The organism is Serratia plymuthica NBRC 102599 (genome assembly GCF_001590925.1).
Classification (GTDB): domain Bacteria; phylum Pseudomonadota; class Gammaproteobacteria; order Enterobacterales; family Enterobacteriaceae; genus Serratia; species Serratia plymuthica.
The window spans coordinates 79,502-95,310 of sequence record NZ_BCTU01000025.1; the positions used below are offsets into that span (position 1 = coordinate 79,502).

The 15,809-nt window shown below is 56.3% G+C and carries 20 protein-coding genes; 14 read left to right on the top strand and 6 right to left on the bottom strand.

The genetic code is table 11. From position 1 onward, the window contains the following. Window positions 1-37 precede the first annotated feature (37 nt). Together SPL01S_RS17525 and SPL01S_RS17530 are read right to left on the bottom strand one after the other, a co-directional pair. A complete protein-coding gene (locus tag SPL01S_RS17525) occupies window positions 38-910 on the bottom strand; it encodes an oxygenase MpaB family protein (RefSeq protein ID WP_063201662.1) in 873 nt (290 codons plus the stop codon). 49 nt (window positions 911-959) lie between these two features. Continuing rightward, complete coding sequence (locus SPL01S_RS17530) at window positions 960-1,937, bottom strand: quinone oxidoreductase family protein (RefSeq protein WP_063201666.1); 978 nt, start codon at window positions 1,935-1,937, stop codon at window positions 960-962. Between the two features lie 121 nt (window positions 1,938-2,058). Between SPL01S_RS17530 and SPL01S_RS17535 the strand changes: the two genes are divergently transcribed. The 5 genes from SPL01S_RS17535 (at window position 2,059) to SPL01S_RS17555 (ending at window position 6,336) form a co-directional block, all read left to right on the top strand. After that, a complete protein-coding gene (locus SPL01S_RS17535) occupies window positions 2,059-2,949 on the top strand; it encodes a LysR family transcriptional regulator (protein WP_063201669.1) in 891 nt (296 codons plus the stop codon). A gap of 166 nt (window positions 2,950-3,115) precedes the next feature. Then, a complete protein-coding gene (locus tag SPL01S_RS17540; RefSeq protein WP_063201672.1) occupies window positions 3,116-3,559 on the top strand; it encodes an acetyltransferase in 444 nt (147 codons plus the stop codon). 251 nt (window positions 3,560-3,810) lie between these two features. Further along, complete coding sequence (locus SPL01S_RS17545; protein ID WP_063201676.1) at window positions 3,811-4,836, top strand: methionine ABC transporter ATP-binding protein; 1,026 nt, start codon at window positions 3,811-3,813, stop codon at window positions 4,834-4,836. Then, window positions 4,829-5,497 carry a methionine ABC transporter permease gene (locus tag SPL01S_RS17550; RefSeq protein WP_062870037.1) on the top strand — a complete coding sequence of 223 codons (669 nt, stop codon included), beginning with the start codon at window positions 4,829-4,831 and terminating at the stop codon, window positions 5,495-5,497. Before SPL01S_RS17545 ends, SPL01S_RS17550 begins: the two co-directional genes overlap by 8 nt. A 17-nt stretch (window positions 5,498-5,514) precedes the next feature. Beyond that, entirely contained in the window at window positions 5,515-6,336 is an 822-nt protein-coding gene (locus tag SPL01S_RS17555; RefSeq protein ID WP_004942067.1) for a MetQ/NlpA family ABC transporter substrate-binding protein, read from the top strand. A gap of 45 nt (window positions 6,337-6,381) precedes the next feature. Here SPL01S_RS17555 and SPL01S_RS17560 read toward each other — a convergent pair whose 3' ends face one another. Further along, the gene (locus tag SPL01S_RS17560; protein WP_063201679.1) at window positions 6,382-7,026 is read right to left on the bottom strand and encodes a TetR/AcrR family transcriptional regulator; all 645 of its coding nucleotides are present in this window, start codon (window positions 7,024-7,026) and stop codon (window positions 6,382-6,384) included. A 174-nt stretch (window positions 7,027-7,200) separates the two neighbouring features. On the opposite strand from SPL01S_RS17560, the gene bhsA (SPL01S_RS17565) reads away from it, so the two are divergent. From bhsA (SPL01S_RS17565) to SPL01S_RS17600, 8 genes are all read left to right on the top strand, one after another. Beyond that, on the top strand, window positions 7,201-7,458 hold the full coding sequence (gene bhsA, locus SPL01S_RS17565) for a multiple stress resistance protein BhsA (protein WP_004942062.1): 258 nt from the start codon (window positions 7,201-7,203) through the stop codon (window positions 7,456-7,458). 203 nt (window positions 7,459-7,661) lie between these two features. After that, window positions 7,662-7,919 carry a multiple stress resistance protein BhsA gene (gene bhsA / locus SPL01S_RS17570; protein WP_063201682.1) on the top strand — a complete coding sequence of 86 codons (258 nt, stop codon included), beginning with the start codon at window positions 7,662-7,664 and terminating at the stop codon, window positions 7,917-7,919. Window positions 7,920-8,033: 114 nt separating this feature from the next. Continuing rightward, complete coding sequence (dapF, locus tag SPL01S_RS17575; RefSeq protein WP_063201685.1) at window positions 8,034-8,906, top strand: diaminopimelate epimerase; 873 nt, start codon at window positions 8,034-8,036, stop codon at window positions 8,904-8,906. Window positions 8,907-9,317: 411 nt separating this feature from the next. Then, on the top strand, window positions 9,318-9,989 hold the full coding sequence (locus SPL01S_RS17580; RefSeq protein ID WP_063201689.1) for a CsgG/HfaB family protein: 672 nt from the start codon (window positions 9,318-9,320) through the stop codon (window positions 9,987-9,989). Between the two features lie 18 nt (window positions 9,990-10,007). Beyond that, window positions 10,008-10,364 carry a DUF4810 domain-containing protein gene (locus SPL01S_RS17585; protein ID WP_006324245.1) on the top strand — a complete coding sequence of 119 codons (357 nt, stop codon included), beginning with the start codon at window positions 10,008-10,010 and terminating at the stop codon, window positions 10,362-10,364. After that, a complete protein-coding gene (locus SPL01S_RS17590; RefSeq protein WP_020438692.1) occupies window positions 10,361-11,020 on the top strand; it encodes a DUF799 domain-containing protein in 660 nt (219 codons plus the stop codon). Before SPL01S_RS17585 ends, SPL01S_RS17590 begins: the two co-directional genes overlap by 4 nt. Before the next feature lie 136 nt (window positions 11,021-11,156). After that, entirely contained in the window at window positions 11,157-12,647 is a 1,491-nt protein-coding gene (gene amyA, locus SPL01S_RS17595; protein ID WP_063201692.1) for an alpha-amylase, read from the top strand. Between the two features lie 124 nt (window positions 12,648-12,771). Then, on the top strand, window positions 12,772-13,620 hold the full coding sequence (locus SPL01S_RS17600; protein WP_004942055.1) for a PA4780 family RIO1-like protein kinase: 849 nt from the start codon (window positions 12,772-12,774) through the stop codon (window positions 13,618-13,620). A 28-nt stretch (window positions 13,621-13,648) separates the two neighbouring features. Here the strand turns inward: SPL01S_RS17600 and SPL01S_RS17605 are convergent, their stop codons facing one another. After that, entirely contained in the window at window positions 13,649-13,867 is a 219-nt protein-coding gene (locus SPL01S_RS17605) for a DUF7661 family protein (protein ID WP_063201695.1), read from the bottom strand. Between the two features lie 68 nt (window positions 13,868-13,935). Here SPL01S_RS17605 and SPL01S_RS17610 point away from each other — a divergent pair, with 68 nt between their 5' ends. Beyond that, complete coding sequence (locus SPL01S_RS17610) at window positions 13,936-14,751, top strand: AraC family transcriptional regulator (protein WP_063201699.1); 816 nt, start codon at window positions 13,936-13,938, stop codon at window positions 14,749-14,751. On the opposite strand, the gene SPL01S_RS17615 is transcribed toward SPL01S_RS17610, so the two are convergent. Together SPL01S_RS17615 and lsrG are read right to left on the bottom strand one after the other, a co-directional pair. Beyond that, window positions 14,748-15,341 (bottom strand): LysE family translocator, encoded by a 594-nt coding sequence (locus SPL01S_RS17615; protein ID WP_062870030.1) that lies wholly within the window; start codon window positions 15,339-15,341, stop codon window positions 14,748-14,750. The genes SPL01S_RS17610 and SPL01S_RS17615 overlap by 4 nt on opposite strands. Before the next feature lie 90 nt (window positions 15,342-15,431). Further along, a complete protein-coding gene (lsrG, locus tag SPL01S_RS17620; protein ID WP_062870029.1) occupies window positions 15,432-15,725 on the bottom strand; it encodes a (4S)-4-hydroxy-5-phosphonooxypentane-2,3-dione isomerase in 294 nt (97 codons plus the stop codon). Between the last annotated feature and the right edge of the window lie 84 nt (window positions 15,726-15,809).

Genomic DNA, 15,809 nt, shown 5'->3' on the forward strand with positions numbered 1-15,809 from the left:
CCAATTATTTTGGGTAGAGCGCTTATGGCGGCGGGGCTTACGCCGGTTTGTTAATTCGCCGTACGGCACGCTGATAGGACCCGTTGCGCATCGAGGCGCGCAGCACCTTACCGACGCCGCCTACGCCCGCTCTCACCAGGCGCCGCCGCAGCGTGCCGGGATAAAAATCAAACTGCTGCTGCGCCCAATCGGGCAGCAGATCGATGCCCGCCTGCATCACCAGCCAACCCAAGGGCCGTGCCAATGCGCTCGGCGCCGGGGCGGCCAGCAGAATGCGCGCCACTTCACGCGTGCGTTCATCGCACACCAGTTGCGGCCGCATCCGTTGCAGATAGTCGGCCACCGCCGCGCGGGAAGTGGGAATATCGCGTGCACCCAGAGCGGCGGCAACGCGCGCCGTCTCCAGGTAATAGCGATCTTGCAATTCGTGAGAAAGATGCGGGTTGCGGTAACGCAGGTGGCTCGCCAGGAAACAACTGCTTTCCACCACGTGCACCCAGGTAAGCAAATCGGGATCGCTGGCGGCATAGGGCCTGCCGTCGTTGCTGACGCCGGTGACCTGCAAATGAATGGCCCGCACCTTGGCGATCAGCCGTTCGGCTTCTGCGGTGGGGCCAAAGGTGGTGACGGAGACAAACTGGCTGGTGCGGCGCAGGCGGCCAAGCATGTCTTCGCGAAAATTGGAGTGATCCCACACCCCGGCCAACGCCAGCGGGTGCAGCATTTGCAGCAACAAGGCACTGACGCCGCCGCACAGCATTGAGGTGAAATCGCAGTGAACCCGCCAGATGACCGACTCCGGGCCAAACAGGCCGGGGTCACCCGCCGGGTTTTCGAAATCTATGCCGCCGAGCGCCAGCCCGGTCAGGCCGATCACCTGTTTTTCTATCGCTGCGCGTAGTGCTTCCATCCTGCCTGGCCCCTTTATTATCCGGTGGCCAGTGTATCACGCGGCGGTTTTAGTCCTGCTCGTTGAGCAAAACAATCTTGCCGGCAAAGCTGCGATCCTCCAGCCGGCGGTGGGCAGCCGCGCCTTCGCTCAGCGGGAAAGTCTCGATATGCGGCAGAGCAAATTCGCCATTCTGCCAACTGGCGAACAGCCGTTCTGCCCGCTCGCGGCGCGCGGCGCCGCTATTGAGGTAAGTCCAGAGATCACCGCCCACCACGCCTTTGGAATCCATCATCAGGTGATAAGCCGAGATCGCCGGTGCCTCGCCCCCCGCCATGCCGAAAGTCACTACCCGGCCGCCGGGGCGCAGCGCGTCAATGCTTTGCTGTAGCGTGATGCCGACCGAATCAAAACCGTACTCGACACCGCCGTCGGTCAACGCGGCGATTTGCGCCACCCAGTCCTGCTGGTAGGTAAAGGCCGCCGTCGCGCCATTCTTCAGTGCAATCTGCTGTTTGTGCGCCGAAGACACCAACGCATAAACCTGAGCGCCACGCGCCACCAGCATCCGGGTCAATATTTGCCCGACGCCGCCGGCCGCCGCATGCACCAGCGCACGATCGCCCGCCCGCACTTGCACGCTGTCGTTAATCAGGTACTGCGCCGTCAACCCCTGCAACAAAATCGAGGCGGCCTCGACGTCATTCAGCGCCTGCGGCAGCCGCAGCGCATGATCCACCGGCACGTTGATGCGCGTGGCATGGCAGAAAGGCACGTCGGCAAAGCCAACCCGCTCTCCCACCTGCCAACCGTCAACGCCCTCGCCCACGCCCACGGCGATAATGGTGCCGACGCCTTCGTAACCGCCGATATGCGGCGGCTTGCCGTGCAGCACATAATTGCCTTTGCGGCGGTAGATATCGGCGAAGTTAAGCCCGGCGGCCCCCATCCGTACCTGCACCGCGCCTGCCGGTAGCGGTGGCGTCGGCAGCTCAAGGTATTCGAGCACATCTGGCCCGCCAAATCGTTCAAAGGTTAATGCCTGCATGGTGTTACTCCGGGAATTTTTCGCCAATAACGCACTGACGGTCGTTACCCTCCAGTATCCCAGAGCGCTATACTGCCGAAAAGTGGCCCACAGGGCATTCAGAAAACACCAGAGGTTTATAATGGATCGTTTAACCAGCATGGCGGTGTTTGTGCGGGTGGTGGAAAAAGGCAGCTTTGTTGCCGCTGCCGACGAGATGGCGATTTCCCCCACGATGGTCGGCAAGCATATTCGCTATCTGGAACAGCGGCTGAACGCGCCGTTGCTGAACCGCACCACCCGCAGGCAAGGGTTGACCGAGGCCGGTCGGGTCTTCTATGAACGCTGCCGCCGCCTGCTGGCCGATGCCGACGCCGCCGAAGCCAGCGCAAGGGCGCTGTTAAGCTCGCCCAGCGGGCTGTTGCGCATCAGCGCGCCGGTCACCTTCGGTAACCGCGTTTTGACGCCGATCCTCACCGAGTTCCTGCAACAACACCCGGACGTAGAAGCGGAGGTGGTGCTGTCGGACCGCAAGGTGGATTTGATTGAGGAAAGATACGAAGCCGCGTTTCGCATCGGGCCTGTCGCGGATGACGGCCTGGTGGCACGTGCCCTGCCCGATTACCGCATGACGCTGGCGGCCTCTCCCGGTTATCTGGCGCAGCATGGCGCCCCAATGCGGCCGGAACAGCTCCGCGAGCACAACTGCTTTGGCTTTAGTCAGTGGGACGGCAATCATTTTTGGCGGCTGCAAGGCGCGCAGGGGGAAATCAGCGTGCCGGTCAGGCCACGGCTGCGCATGGACTCAGGCGAAGGGGTGCGCCGTGCGGCGCTGGCCGGTTTCGGCATTGCGTTGCATGCCGCCATGCTGCTGGATGAAGATATCGCCGCCGGCCGACTGGTGCGCGTGCTGCCGGACTATTCGCCGCTGCCGCGGCCGATGCATCTGGTCTATCTGCCCGAACGGCGGCAATCGCCCAAGCTGGAAGCCTTTATCGCCCTGACCGTCGCCAGACTGTGGGGGCGCGCATAAATGTGCAACGCGGCGGTTGAAACGGACACCGCACTGAATTACATTTTCTGTCCGACTCACTGCAGAGGCGTTTTTGCAGGGCGTTAACCCACGTTAATTCGGCATTAACCCCACAAAACCTCTATCTAATTTTTGTTTTTCTTCAACTTAGATAGCAGAGACTTCGATGATTACCCTCAGAGCACGCGCGGCGGAAGACAACGCGCAACTGGCAGATATTTGGCAGCGTTCGGTGCGCGCCACCCACCACTTTCTGACCGAAGATAACATTGCCCAACTGTTCCCGCTGGTGTTGCACGATTACCTGCCGGCGGTCGACGTTTGGGTGGCGGAAGATCGCCCCGGTCACCCTTGCGGTTTTATCGGGCTGAGCGGCAACAAGGTGGAAATGCTGTTTATCGATGCGGAACAGCGCGGCAAAGGGGTCGGCAAAACGCTGCTGGCGCATGCTGAAACGCTGCACGATGAGCTGTTGCTGGACGTTAATGAGCAAAACTCGCAGGCCAGCGGATTTTACCGCCACTACGGTTTTGAGATCACCGGCCGTTCCGCGCTCGACGGCCAGGGCAATCCCTTCCCGCTGCTTCATATGAAGCTCGACAAGCGTTAAATAAAACAAATCGGCCAAGGTTTACCTTGGTCGATTTTTTGCCATCACTTCCTCTCATGATTTGATATACCAAATCAGAATAACTAATAGATTTTACATTCTTCCTGTCACTATAAACCCCCGGTAGGATTGGCCCGTATTCACCAGAAACAGAGGTTCCGCCTGCCTTTTGCCCCCAGAAGCCGCCCCCTGTCCGGCGTGACTCGCTCCGGGCGGAATACTGTGATGTATTAATAAGGATTGGCTGCTCTATGATCGTTCTTTCGAACGTTTGCAAAACTTTTGACAACGCGCAGGGCCGCGTTGTCGCGGTTGATGATGTCAACCTGGCCGTGGAGGCCGGGCAAATCTACGGCATCATCGGCTACAGCGGTGCCGGTAAAAGCACCCTGATCCGCCTGCTTAACGGGTTGGAAACCCCCACCAGCGGCAGTATTGAAGTCGATGGTTTCGATATCGCCCGCGCCAAAGGCAACCAACTGCGCCAGGCGCGGTTGAAAATCAGCATGGTGTTTCAACACTTCAACCTGCTGTGGTCACGCACCGTCAGCCAAAATATCGCCTTCTCCATGCAAATCGCCGGCGTGCCCAAGGCGCAAATCAAGCAGCGGGTGGCGGAACTGGTCGCGCTGGTTGGTCTGCAGGGCCGCGAGGATGCCTATCCTTCGCAGCTCAGCGGCGGGCAGAAACAGCGCGTCGGCATTGCCCGCGCTTTGGCCAACAACCCTGGCGTGCTGTTGTGCGATGAAGCCACCTCGGCGCTCGATCCCCAAACCACCGATTCGATTCTCGAGCTGCTGCTGGATATCAACCGTAAGCTGAACCTGACCATTGTGCTGATCACCCATGAAATGCACGTGGTACGCAAAATCTGCCACCGCGTGGCGGTGATGGAAAACGGGCGCATCGTCGAGGAAGGCCCGGTGATCGATGTCTTTACCCAGCCGCAGCAGCCGATTACCCGGCAGTTCGTTAAACAGGTTTCGCAGTATCAGGAAACCGAAGAGAACTTCAATCCGTTGCTGGCTCAACATCTGCCTGGGGCCATTTTCAAGCTGACCTTTGTCGGCATGCAAACCCATCAGGCGGTGATTTCCGATGTGATCCAGCGCTACCGGGTGACCATCAACATTCTGCACGGCAAAATCAGCCACACCCTTAACGGGTCGTTCGGCGAGCTGTATATCCACGCGGAAGGCAACGACCTGCAAATCGACAACATGCTGAAATTATTGAAAGAACGAGATATCGCCGTTGAGGTCATCAAACATGATTGAGTCACTGTTCCCTCACCTGCGTATTGATCAGTTGCTGAACGCCACCTGGGAAACCCTGTATATGACCGGCATCGCCGGGCTGGCAACGCTGGTGCTCGGCATATTGTTGGGAGTGATCCTGTTTCTGACCTCCCGGGGCCAGCTGTTGCAGAACCGCGCGGTCTATTCGCTGATTTCGGTACTGGTCAACGTGTTCCGCTCCATCCCCTTCATCATTCTGATTGTGCTGCTGATCCCGTTCACCAAGGCGCTGATCGGCACTATTTTGGGGGCCGACGCCGCCCTGCCGGCGCTGATTGTCGGCGCTGCGCCTTTCTATGCCCGGTTGGTGGAGATTGGCCTGCGCGAGGTGGACAAAGGCGTGATTGAAGCGGCGCGCTCCATGGGCGCCAAAACCGGCACCATCATCTTCCGCGTGCTGCTGCCGGAGTCTTCTCCGGCGCTGGTTTCCGGCATTACCGTCACCCTGATCGCACTGGTGAGCTACACCGCGATGGCCGGGGTGATAGGTGCCGGCGGGCTGGGTAACCTGGCCTATCTGGAAGGGTTTCAACGCAACCACGGTGACGTGACGCTGGTGGCGACGCTGACGATTTTATTGATCGTTTTCGTTATCCAGTTCATTGGCGACACCATTACAACAACGCTCGATAAACGATAAATAACTCAGGAATAATGATGATGAAAAAGCAAATAATGATGCTGGCCTTCGCCTCTCTGACCGCGTTGGCGTCCTTTGGTGCGGCGGCGGAAACCAAGCTGGTGGTCGGCGCGTCCAACGTACCCCATGCCGAGATCCTCGAGCAGGCCAAACCGATTCTGGCAAAGGAAGGCATCGATCTGGTGATCAAGCCTTTCCAGGATTACATTCTGCCGAACACGGCGCTGGCCAGCCACGATATTGACGCCAACTATTTCCAGCACGTGCCCTACCTGAATTCGGTATTGAAGGATCATGCCGGCGATAAGACCTATGACTTCGTCAGCGCCGGTGCCATCCATATCGAACCGATCGGTATTTATTCCAAGAAGTATAAAAGCCTGAAAGATCTGCCTGACAACGGCAAAATCATCATGCGTGACGCAGTGGCGGAAGAAGGCCGCATTCTGTCCATCTTTGAGAAAGAAGGCGTGATTAAGCTGAAGCCGGGCGTGAGCAAGGTGGATGCGCGCATCACCGACGTGGTGGAAAACCCGAAACACCTGAAATTCCTGGCTAACGTTGAAGGCGCGCTGCTGCCGCAGATGTACAACAATGATGAGGGCGACGCGGTAGTGATTAACGCCAACTACGCCATTGACGCCGGGCTGAACCCGACGAAGGATCCGATCGCTATCGAAAGCGGTGAAAATAACCCGTATGCCAACATCATCACCGTGCATAAGGCCGACGTGAACAAGCCGGAGATTGTGGCCTTGGTAAAAGTGCTGCACTCCAAGGAAATTCAGGACTTTATCCGCGAAAAATACAAAGGCGCGGTGATCCCGGTTAACCAGTAATTCAGATCAAGGCCGCAGCGATGCGGCCTTATCCTGACGCCTTCCCTAGACCTTATTCCCCACCTGGCTGAGACGCGGCCAAACCAGCATCAGCGCATCCAGCAGACGGAACAACTCCTCGCGGCTTGCCCCTTCACGCGCCTGCACCGACATGCCTTCAATGGTGCAAATAATGTACTTCGCCAGTAACCCGGTGTCGGTTTTTGCCAGCAACTCGCCCTGCTGCACTTTACGGTCGAAACAGGCCTTCAGGCTGGTTTCCTGCGAATGGTGTTTTTTACGCAGCATCATGGCGACTTCGTCAGAAGAAGATGACAGCGCGGCGGACGCACACACCATAAAGCAACCGGACGGCGTGTCCGGATCGGTAAACACCTGCGCTGAAGAGCGGACGTAAGCTTCTACGATTTCCGCAATCGGCAGGTCCTGCTCCAACAGTTGGTTGGTGCAGGTGGTGTATTTTTGCAGGTAACGTTCCACCGCAGCGCGGAACAGCCCTTCCTTGTTGCCGAACTCGGCGTACAGCGTTGGCGCCTTGGCACCGGTCACCTCGACCAGATCGGCCAGCGACGTTGACTCATAACCGTGCCGCCAGAACAGATCGAGTGCGCTTTCCAACGCACGGTCGCGATCAAACTGCTTCGGTCTGCCACGCGTTTTTTTGGCGCAGACTTCTTCATTGATACTCATAGACCCTCTCTTATCCCGCCCCGCAGCAGGGCTTCACAATTAAATTAACGATCATTATAAAAAAATATTGCGCTCCCGTCGAGAAGGGATTAACATTTAGTTATCGATCGTTAAGTAATCTTGACGACAGACATTGAAAACCCAATTCATGCTTCTCGGATAGGAACTAATATTATGAAAAACTTAAAAATTACTCTTGCTGCTCTCGCTCTGGCTTCTGCTTCCTTCGGGAGCTTCGCTGCCGATCTGGTTAACAGCCAACCGACAGATCAGCAAAAATCCGGTGTGATCACCGTCAGCGGCGCTTCCGATATTACCTCACTGGAAGCCAGTTTGGCGGAAAAAGCGGACGCAGCCGGTGCGAAATCATTCCGTATCATTGGCGCCGGTGGCGATAACCAATTGCACGGCACCGCAGTAATCTATCAATAACAATAAGTTAATCGTTATCTACAGGGCCGATGACAGCAATTTACGCCCCCGGAGACGACGATGAAAATAAAATTAATTAACGAACATTAAAAAAATAGTTGCAATACGCCGAACCGGCGTTTAACATTAAATTATCGATCGTTAATCAATTTAACGACCTTACCAAACAAACATCGTACAGAATAGAGATAGGAAATAAGACCATGAAAAACCTGAAAATGACCCTCGCCGCTCTCGCACTGGCTTCCGTTTCTTTCGGTAGCTTCGCCGCCGAACTGGTTAATACTCAACCGGCAGACCTGCAAAAAACCGGCGTGATCACCGTCAGCGGGGCTTCCGACCTGACCAGCCTGGAAAACAAACTGGCTGCCAAAGCGGATGAAGCCGGCGCCAAATCCTTCCAGATCATCTCAACCGCCGGCGACAACAAGCTGCACGGTACTGCGATCATCTACAATTAATTGCTGAATCAGCAGTTGAGCAAAGAGGCGGCTTGTGCCGCCTTTTGTTTTATTCCCCCGCCAAAAATCTGTTGTAAGCTGTGGTTTCCTCTTACAGCGAACCTGACAAACGCCATGACTCCTCTGCTGTTTCATAAATATCACGGGCTGGGTAATGATTACCTGGTGTGCCACCATTCGGTCGCTGCGCGGCTGAGCAACGAGCAAATCCGCATACTGTGTCATCCCCATTACGGCATAGGTTCAGACGGCTTGCTGATCGACAGCGGCGACAATATCAATCCCACGCTGCGCATCATTAACCCCGACGGTTCGGAGGCCGAGAAAAGCGGTAACGGCCTGCGCATTTATGCCCGTTACCTGTTTGATATCGGCCGCGTCGGCCACCTGCCGTTTCTGGTACACACCGCCGGTGGCGACGTGCAGTGCCGGGTCGATGAAGATAAACACCAGGTCCGCGTGGATATGGGGCGTGCCAATTTCAATCCGGCAGCGCTGCCGGCGCTTATCGACTTGCCCGAGGCGCTCAACTATCCGCTGGCGCTGGCGGAGGAAACCCTCAGCGTATCGCTGGTATCGATGGGTAACCCGCACTGCGTGGTGCCGGTGACTCGGCTTGATCTGGCGCAGGTCCACCGGTTGGGGCCACAGATAGAAAATCACCCGCTGTTTCCCAAACGGACCAACGTGCAACTAGTGGAAGTGATAGATCGCCAGACGCTGCGCATCGGCATTTGGGAACGTGGCGCCGGTTTTACCCTGGCTTCCGGCAGCAGCAGCTGCGCGGCCGCCAGCGTCATGCGCAAGCTGAATCGGGTCGATGACAACGTCAGCGTTCAGATGCCGGGCGGCCAGTTGCAGATTAGCTTCAGCGGGGATTTTCACGTCCGCATGCGCGGACCGGTGCATAAAATCGCCAGCCTGACGCTGGACGAAGACTGCTTTATTGGCGGTGAAGAAGCCCTGCGTCAGGGTGGAAAACACTGATATTCAAATAGGGTGGCAGGCGAATAAAAATGGGTTAATCGAACAATGTGCGCAGCCGGTATCTATAGATCAAATGCCGCCGCGCACAGAGTTAACATCTCACTTATAAAAAATCATAAAAATAAAAAACCAGAAAATTAAAGTCATACAAATAATCATTCGGCATAAAAGCACCTCAAGAAAGCCGAAAAACGCAAAATGATCTATATCCACGATCAATCCTTTGTATTTAAATGATTTACTCTCCATCAAATACGCCACATTGCGACGCTAACAGGTTGTGTTTTGCCGCTTATCCATGGCAGGATTACGCCGTTCAAGGGTTGTCGCCTGTTTTCGCGCCTATTTGAACGGTTGGCGCAGGGTGCATCAACCTGTCGCCGTTTTATAATCATGGAGAGATTATTTCCAATGAAAACGACCTTCACTCTTTGTTCCGTAACGCTTGCCGCCAGTTTGCTGGCAGGGTGTGCAACGGAATCCTCCCGCTCTTTGGAAGTGCCAAAAGTGGCTTCCTACAACACCACCTATCAAGGCCAGCGCAGCCCCATCGCCGTCGGCAAATTTGATAACCGCTCCAGCTACATGAACGGCATTTTCTCTGACGGTGTCGATCGCTTGGGCAACCAGTCCAAAACCATCCTGATCACCCATCTGCAGCAAACTGGCCGCTTCAACGTGCTGGACCGCGCCAATATGGATGAGCTGAAAACCGAAGCCGGCATTAAGGGTAAAGCGCAAACGCTCAAAGGCGCCAACTACGTGATTACCGGTGATGTGACTGAATTTGGCCGCAAGGAAGTCGGCGATCATCAGCTGTGGGGCATTCTTGGACGAGGTAAATCGCAGGTGGCTTACGCCAAGGTCAACCTGAATGTGGTTAACGTCCAAACCTCGGAAGTGGTGTATTCCAGCCAGGGCGCAGGCGAATACGAGTTGTCCAACCGTGAAATCATCGGCTTTGGCGGCACCGCCAGCTACGATTCTACCCTGAACGGCAAAGTGTTGGATCTCGCGGTACGCGAGGCGGTAAACAATCTGGTTGCCGGGATCGAAAGTGGCGCATGGCGCCCTGCTAACTAACGGAATAGAAGCAGCATTATGATAACTAAAAAAATGGGCGGGGTGCTGTTCGCAGCCACCCTGCTGGCCGGCTGTGCCGCGCCAAAAACGATCTACAATTGGGATGGGTATCAAACTTCTCTTTATCAATATTATCAGCAAGATGGGGAAAGCCCTGAGCAGCAGATCGCCACGCTGAAAACCCTCATCGAAAAATCCCGCGCCAAGGATAAAGCCGTACCGCCGGGCCTGCATGCGCAGCTCGGTCTGCTCTACAGCAAAACCGGCAATACCGGCCAGGCATTGGCTGAGTTCAACACGGAAAAATCGCTGTTCCCTGAGTCAGCGCCGTTTATGAATTTCTTGCTGAGCAAAGATAAGGGGAGTTTTAAATGAAGCGTGCATTAGGCTTATTCAGCGTGATTGCCACGCTGCTGCTAACCGGCTGCGCCAAACAGGCGCCTTACGATTACGCCGCATTCCATGAAAGCAAACCCAAATCGATCCTGGTGCTGCCACCGGTTAACCATTCGCCGGATGTCAAAGCCAGCCATAGCGTGCTTTCTACCACCACGCTGCCTTTGGCCGAAGCAGGCTACTATGTGTTCCCGGTCGCGGTGGTTGAAGAAACCTTCCAGCAAAATGGCCTGACTAACGCCAACGATATCCGCGCGGTCAGTATCCAAAAACTGCATAGCATTTTTGGCGCCGACGCGGTGCTTTATCTCGATGTCACGCAATATGGAACCAGCTATATGGTGCTCAACAGCGAGACGCGCGTGACCGTCAATGCGAAACTGGTTGATCTGCGCAGCGGCAAGCAACTGTGGGCCGGCGTCGCCAGCGCATCCAGCAATGAAAACAACAACAACTCCAGCGGCGGTTTGCTGGGTATGGTCATTAGCGCTGCCGTGGCGCAAATCGTCGATACCATCAGCGACAAAGGCTTCGATATCGGCGCCATCGCCAATACCCGCCTGCTGTCGGCCACCGGCAGCAACGGCGCCATTCTCTATGGCCCACGCTCACCACATTACGCCGGCCAACGTTAACCCGCACTCCAGGCGGCCGCTCGCGGCTGCCTGCATTGAATTTTCCCTTTTGCCAAAAATAGCCCATGCTAAAAGAGGATATGGCGGGAACAAGGCCAATCCCTCACCTCTTTCTGGCTAACCGGGATGCTGGTTCATGACGAAAAAAACCACGCTGCTGCAATTTTTTCATTGGTATTACCCCGATGGGGGTAAGCTATGGCAGGAAGCCGCGGAACGCGCACCGCACATTGCCGGACTGGGCATCACCGATCTGTGGCTACCTCCCGCCTATAAGGGCGCTTCCGGCGGTTATTCGGTGGGTTACGACAGTTATGATCTGTTCGATCTGGGCGAGTTCGATCAAAAAGGCAGCCGCGCCACCAAATACGGTGATAAAGAGGCGCTGACCCATGCCGCCGCCACGCTGCGCGACAACGGCGTGCGGGTGATTTACGACGTGGTGTTCAACCATAAGCTCGGCGCCGACGAGAAAGAACAGGTCCACGTGTACCGAGCGGACGTCAACAACCGCAACAATATCCACGATCAGGGTTTCGACGCGCTGGCTTATACGCGTTTTACTTTCCCCGGCCGCCAGGGTACCCACTCCCAATTTATTTGGGATTATAAATGTTTTGGCGGGGTCGATTACATTGAACAGCCGGATGAAAAAGGCGTGTTCAAAATCGACAATGACTACGGCGACGACGGCTGGAACGATCAGGTCGGCGGCGAGAAAGGCAATTACGATTACCTGATGGGCGCCGACGTGGAGTTTCGCAACACGGCGGTGGCGGAAGAGCTGAAGTTCTGGGCGCGCTGGCTGATGGAAACCCTGCCGTGCGACGGGTTCCGGCTCGATGCCGCCAAACACATTCCAGCCTGGTTCTTTAAGGAATGGGCGGACCATGTGCGCGATGCCGCACAGCGCGATCTGTTTATCGTCGCGGAATACTGGTCACACGATCTGGCGGCGTTACGGCAGTATATTGACCTGGTGGACGGCAAAGTGATGCTGTTCGACGTGGCGTTGCACCTGAAGTTTCATCAGGCCTCGAAGCAGGGCGACGGATTCGACATGGCGCAGATTTTTACCGATACCCTGACTGCCGCCGATCCGGCACACTCGGTCACGCTGGTCGCCAACCACGATACGCAGCCGCTGCAGTCGCTGGAAGCCCCGGTCGAGCCTTGGTTTAAACCGCTGGCCTACGCCCTGATCCTGCTGCGCGAACAGGGTGTGCCCTGCGTGTTTTATCCTGACCTGTACGGTGCCAGTTATAAAGACAAAGGCGGCGACGGCAATGAATACCAGATCGATATGCCGGTGATCCCCGAGCTGGAAAAATTGATCCAGGCGCGTCAACGCTTTGCCAACGGCGTGCAAACCGATTATTTTAACGATAGAAACTGTGTGGCCTTCAGCCGCAGCGGCACCGCTGATACCCCCGGCTGCGTAGTGGTGCTCACCAATGGCGCCGAAAACGGCAAAGCGGTTTCTCTGGGCGCGGAGTTGGCGCATAAAACCTGGCGCGACCTGCTCGGCAACCGTCAGGATGAAGTCACCACCGACGATCGGGGGAACGCCACTTTCCCGGTAAACGGCGGCAGCGTCAGCGTCTGGGTGCTGGCCGAAAACCTGTAGCAAGACCGCCGTCGCGGCGATGAGTCACCCCGGCGGCAAAACTAATTTTTGCCTTTCAGGTCTAAATTGCGGTATCACCTAAGCAAACCATTCACACAGGAGCCTAAATAGGGTACAAGGCTGCATGAAAATTCCAAAACGACTCCAGCCATTGGTAGATGATGGTTTAATCGACGACGTCATCCGCCGTTTAAAGAGTGGCAAAGAAGCCGACGTCTTTATCGTGCGTTGCGGCGAAGAGATCCGCTGCGCCAAAGTCTACAAAGAAGCAGACAAACGTAACTTCAAGCAGGCCGTCAATTATCAGGAAGGCCGTAAAGTGCGTAACAGCCGCGATGCCCGCGCCATGAGCAAAGGCTCCAAATTCGGCCGCCAGCAGCAGGAAGAAGCCTGGCAAAACACCGAGGTCGATGCGCTGTACCTGCTCGCCAAAGCGGGCGTGCGCGTGCCTCAGCCGGATATTTGCCTGGATGGCGTGCTGTTGATGGAGCTGATTACCGACGAAGAAGGCCTGGTTGCGCCGCGCCTGAGCGATGTAAGCCTGACGCAGGAACAGGCGTTGGCCGATCACGCGGTGATGATGAACTACGCGGTGCGTATGCTGTGCGCCGGGCTGGTGCATGGCGATCTGTCGGAGTTCAACGTGCTGATGGACAAAAATGGGCCGGTGATTATCGATCTGCCGCAGGTGGTGGACGCCGCCGCCAATAATCACGCAAAAAGCATGTTCGAGCGCGATATCAACAATATGTCGAATTTTTACGGTCAATACGCGCCGGAACTGCTCAACAGTAAATACGCCAAAGAGATCTGGGCGCTGTATCAGGAAGGCAATCTGACGCCGGAAAGCGTGCTGACCGGGAAGTTCGTGGAAAGCAGCAAGCGCGCCGATGTCGGTTCAGTACTGGAAGAAATCCAGGCGGCCAGCGAAGAACACCAGCGCCAGCTGATGGCCCGCAACGAAGAAGATTAATCTGCGCCCCGGTCATTCTGCCGGGGCCTTATTCTATTTTGAAAACGTCGGGGTACCTTTCGGTCGCCGCTTCATGATAAATATCCCCCAGATAGCCGGCAATATCGGCCTCGGTCAACTCCTCCGGCAGCACGATATCGTAACTGCGCACATATTTGCGCTCCGGCAGCGTCACGCGGAACAGTAGCCACTCTCCCTCCCCCCTTTTAACGCCCATCAGGCGGCCGAACACATTAAAAATCATCATCCGTATTCCCTCCTTCACACGTTTTACGCTATAACAAGCTAGCCTCCTCGCACCCAAAAGGAAAACCAATGACCGCTAATGCACCGCAGTTCTGGCGCGACCCGCAGTTGCCCTTTGTGGAGGCCCGCGCCATCGCGGATGGCCGCAAGGTCTGTTATGCCCTGCACAGCCATGAAATCTTTTCCATTGGCACCATCACCGACGGCACCAGCATTTATATTAACGGCCGCCGGCAGTGGCAGGTCAGCGCCGGCGACGTGGTGATTATCAACCCGCAGCAGGCCCACGCCTGCAACCCGATCGGCGACCAGAGTTGGTCATACATCATGTTTTATATCGATACCGCCTGGCTGGGTGAGCTGCAACGGGAGATAGCCGGCGGCGACGGCGATTTTATCCCATTCAAAGAAGTGCTCAGCCGCGATCCGCAGCTGTTCAGCGGCCTGAACCGGCTTTATGGACTCTTGACTGACCCGCAATGCGGCAATCTGGAAAAACACATTGCCCTGGTGGAATATTTTACCGATCTGCAAATCCGGTTGGGCGAAGCGCACCCCTCCGCCATTGTCGCCCACCCCAGACTGGAAGCCGCGGCCGCCTTTATCAGCCAACATTGTACCCAACCGCTGACGCTGGAGGCGATCTGCCAGGCGGCGGCGCTGTCGCCCTCCTACCTGATCCGCGCCTTCAAGCAGCATTACGGCATGACGCCGCACGCCTATCTGGTGAATCGCCGTATCCAGTTCGGCCACCGATTGCTAAAACGCGGCTACCCTATCGCCGCAGTCGCCAGCGAAAGTGGCTTTGCCGATCAGGCGCACTTCCAGCGCACGTTCAAACAGTTGCTGGCCGCTACCCCCGGCCAGTATCAAAACCCGCGTTAAGCACCGTCGGCCAACAGATAACAGGCGCTGGCCGCCAACAGCAGCGCCATCAGCCGATTAAAACGCTGCACGTTGCGGGCTCGCTGCAACAAACCGGTCAGCATCGCGCCGGCGTAGGCCCAGCAGGCCACCGAGGCGTAACAGATAACGCCATAAATCACCGCGAACTGCCACAGCAGCAGCCGGTCACCGTCGGCGACAAACGCCCCCAGGCTGGCCACCGACGCCAGCCAGGCTTTGGGATTCAACCACTGCATTAGCGCGCCGTACCAGAATGACGGCGCCTGACGCTGCTGGTCGTTGCCCAGCCGCCCGTCATCAAAGGCCAGTTGATAAGCCATAAACAGCAAGAATGCGACGCCCCCCCACTGGATGATCTTCGTCAGCACCGGCCACTGGGTCAGCAGTTGGTGCAATCCCAGACCAATCAGGATCAGTAACAGGGTAAACCCCAACGTGGCGCCAAGCACATGCCGCAGGGTAGCGTTAAAACCGAATTGCGCCCCGGCGCTCAGGGCAAGGATATTGACCGGACCAGGGGTGATGGAAGCGGCCAACGCAAAAGCGGCCATGGAAAAGTAAATATTCATGATTACTAGCACCTGAGAAAAATTTCACAGATGCCAGATTGCCGCCCAGGGGCGGCAAAGTATTGAACAAAATTACCCTGATGCCGCTCACTAAGCCGGCATCAAGCCGATAAAGGTGGTTTTCTTGCGCGGGCCGGTCATCAGCGCCTCCAGTTTTTCCACGCATTGCAGATAGTGCGGGGTCTTTTTATGGGCGGCAACCGCCTGCTCATCCTTATAGGCTTCATAGATATAAAACCGCGTCGGGATGTTTTCATCCTGCAGCACGTCAAAGCGCAGGTTACCCGGCTCTTCGATCGCCCCCAGATGGTTGGCGCGGAAAACTTCAATAAACTCGTCGATTTTGTCCTGCTTAACGTTAATTTCGACCAAAGTGACGTGCATGGCGGCTCCTTGTTTAACCTTGAAATCACTGTTCTTTCAAACCATAGGTTTATTCCCTCTGATTTACCCTGCGCGGCGGCAATT

What these genes read in the sequence shown, in the direction of transcription:
- bhsA (WP_004942062.1), top strand. Translation starts at nt 7,201, where the DNA reads ATGAAAAACTTAAAAATTACTCTTGCTGCTCTCGCTCTGGCTTCTGCT.
- SPL01S_RS17525 (WP_063201662.1), bottom strand. Translation starts at nt 910, where the DNA reads ATGGAAGCACTACGCGCAGCGATAGAAAAACAGGTGATCGGCCTGACC.
- dapF (WP_063201685.1), top strand. Translation starts at nt 8,034, where the DNA reads ATGACTCCTCTGCTGTTTCATAAATATCACGGGCTGGGTAATGATTAC.
- SPL01S_RS17560 (WP_063201679.1), bottom strand. Translation starts at nt 7,026, where the DNA reads ATGAGTATCAATGAAGAAGTCTGCGCCAAAAAAACGCGTGGCAGACCG.
- SPL01S_RS17585 (WP_006324245.1), top strand. Translation starts at nt 10,008, where the DNA reads ATGATAACTAAAAAAATGGGCGGGGTGCTGTTCGCAGCCACCCTGCTG.
- SPL01S_RS17535 (WP_063201669.1), top strand. Translation starts at nt 2,059, where the DNA reads ATGGATCGTTTAACCAGCATGGCGGTGTTTGTGCGGGTGGTGGAAAAA.
- SPL01S_RS17550 (WP_062870037.1), top strand. Translation starts at nt 4,829, where the DNA reads ATGATTGAGTCACTGTTCCCTCACCTGCGTATTGATCAGTTGCTGAAC.
- SPL01S_RS17530 (WP_063201666.1), bottom strand. Translation starts at nt 1,937, where the DNA reads ATGCAGGCATTAACCTTTGAACGATTTGGCGGGCCAGATGTGCTCGAA.
- SPL01S_RS17555 (WP_004942067.1), top strand. Translation starts at nt 5,515, where the DNA reads ATGATGAAAAAGCAAATAATGATGCTGGCCTTCGCCTCTCTGACCGCG.
- lsrG (WP_062870029.1), bottom strand. Translation starts at nt 15,725, where the DNA reads ATGCACGTCACTTTGGTCGAAATTAACGTTAAGCAGGACAAAATCGAC.
- SPL01S_RS17600 (WP_004942055.1), top strand. Translation starts at nt 12,772, where the DNA reads ATGAAAATTCCAAAACGACTCCAGCCATTGGTAGATGATGGTTTAATC.
- SPL01S_RS17590 (WP_020438692.1), top strand. Translation starts at nt 10,361, where the DNA reads ATGAAGCGTGCATTAGGCTTATTCAGCGTGATTGCCACGCTGCTGCTA.
- SPL01S_RS17545 (WP_063201676.1), top strand. Translation starts at nt 3,811, where the DNA reads ATGATCGTTCTTTCGAACGTTTGCAAAACTTTTGACAACGCGCAGGGC.
- SPL01S_RS17610 (WP_063201699.1), top strand. Translation starts at nt 13,936, where the DNA reads ATGACCGCTAATGCACCGCAGTTCTGGCGCGACCCGCAGTTGCCCTTT.
- SPL01S_RS17540 (WP_063201672.1), top strand. Translation starts at nt 3,116, where the DNA reads ATGATTACCCTCAGAGCACGCGCGGCGGAAGACAACGCGCAACTGGCA.
- SPL01S_RS17605 (WP_063201695.1), bottom strand. Translation starts at nt 13,867, where the DNA reads ATGATGATTTTTAATGTGTTCGGCCGCCTGATGGGCGTTAAAAGGGGG.
- bhsA (WP_063201682.1), top strand. Translation starts at nt 7,662, where the DNA reads ATGAAAAACCTGAAAATGACCCTCGCCGCTCTCGCACTGGCTTCCGTT.
- amyA (WP_063201692.1), top strand. Translation starts at nt 11,157, where the DNA reads ATGACGAAAAAAACCACGCTGCTGCAATTTTTTCATTGGTATTACCCC.
- SPL01S_RS17615 (WP_062870030.1), bottom strand. Translation starts at nt 15,341, where the DNA reads ATGAATATTTACTTTTCCATGGCCGCTTTTGCGTTGGCCGCTTCCATC.
- SPL01S_RS17580 (WP_063201689.1), top strand. Translation starts at nt 9,318, where the DNA reads ATGAAAACGACCTTCACTCTTTGTTCCGTAACGCTTGCCGCCAGTTTG.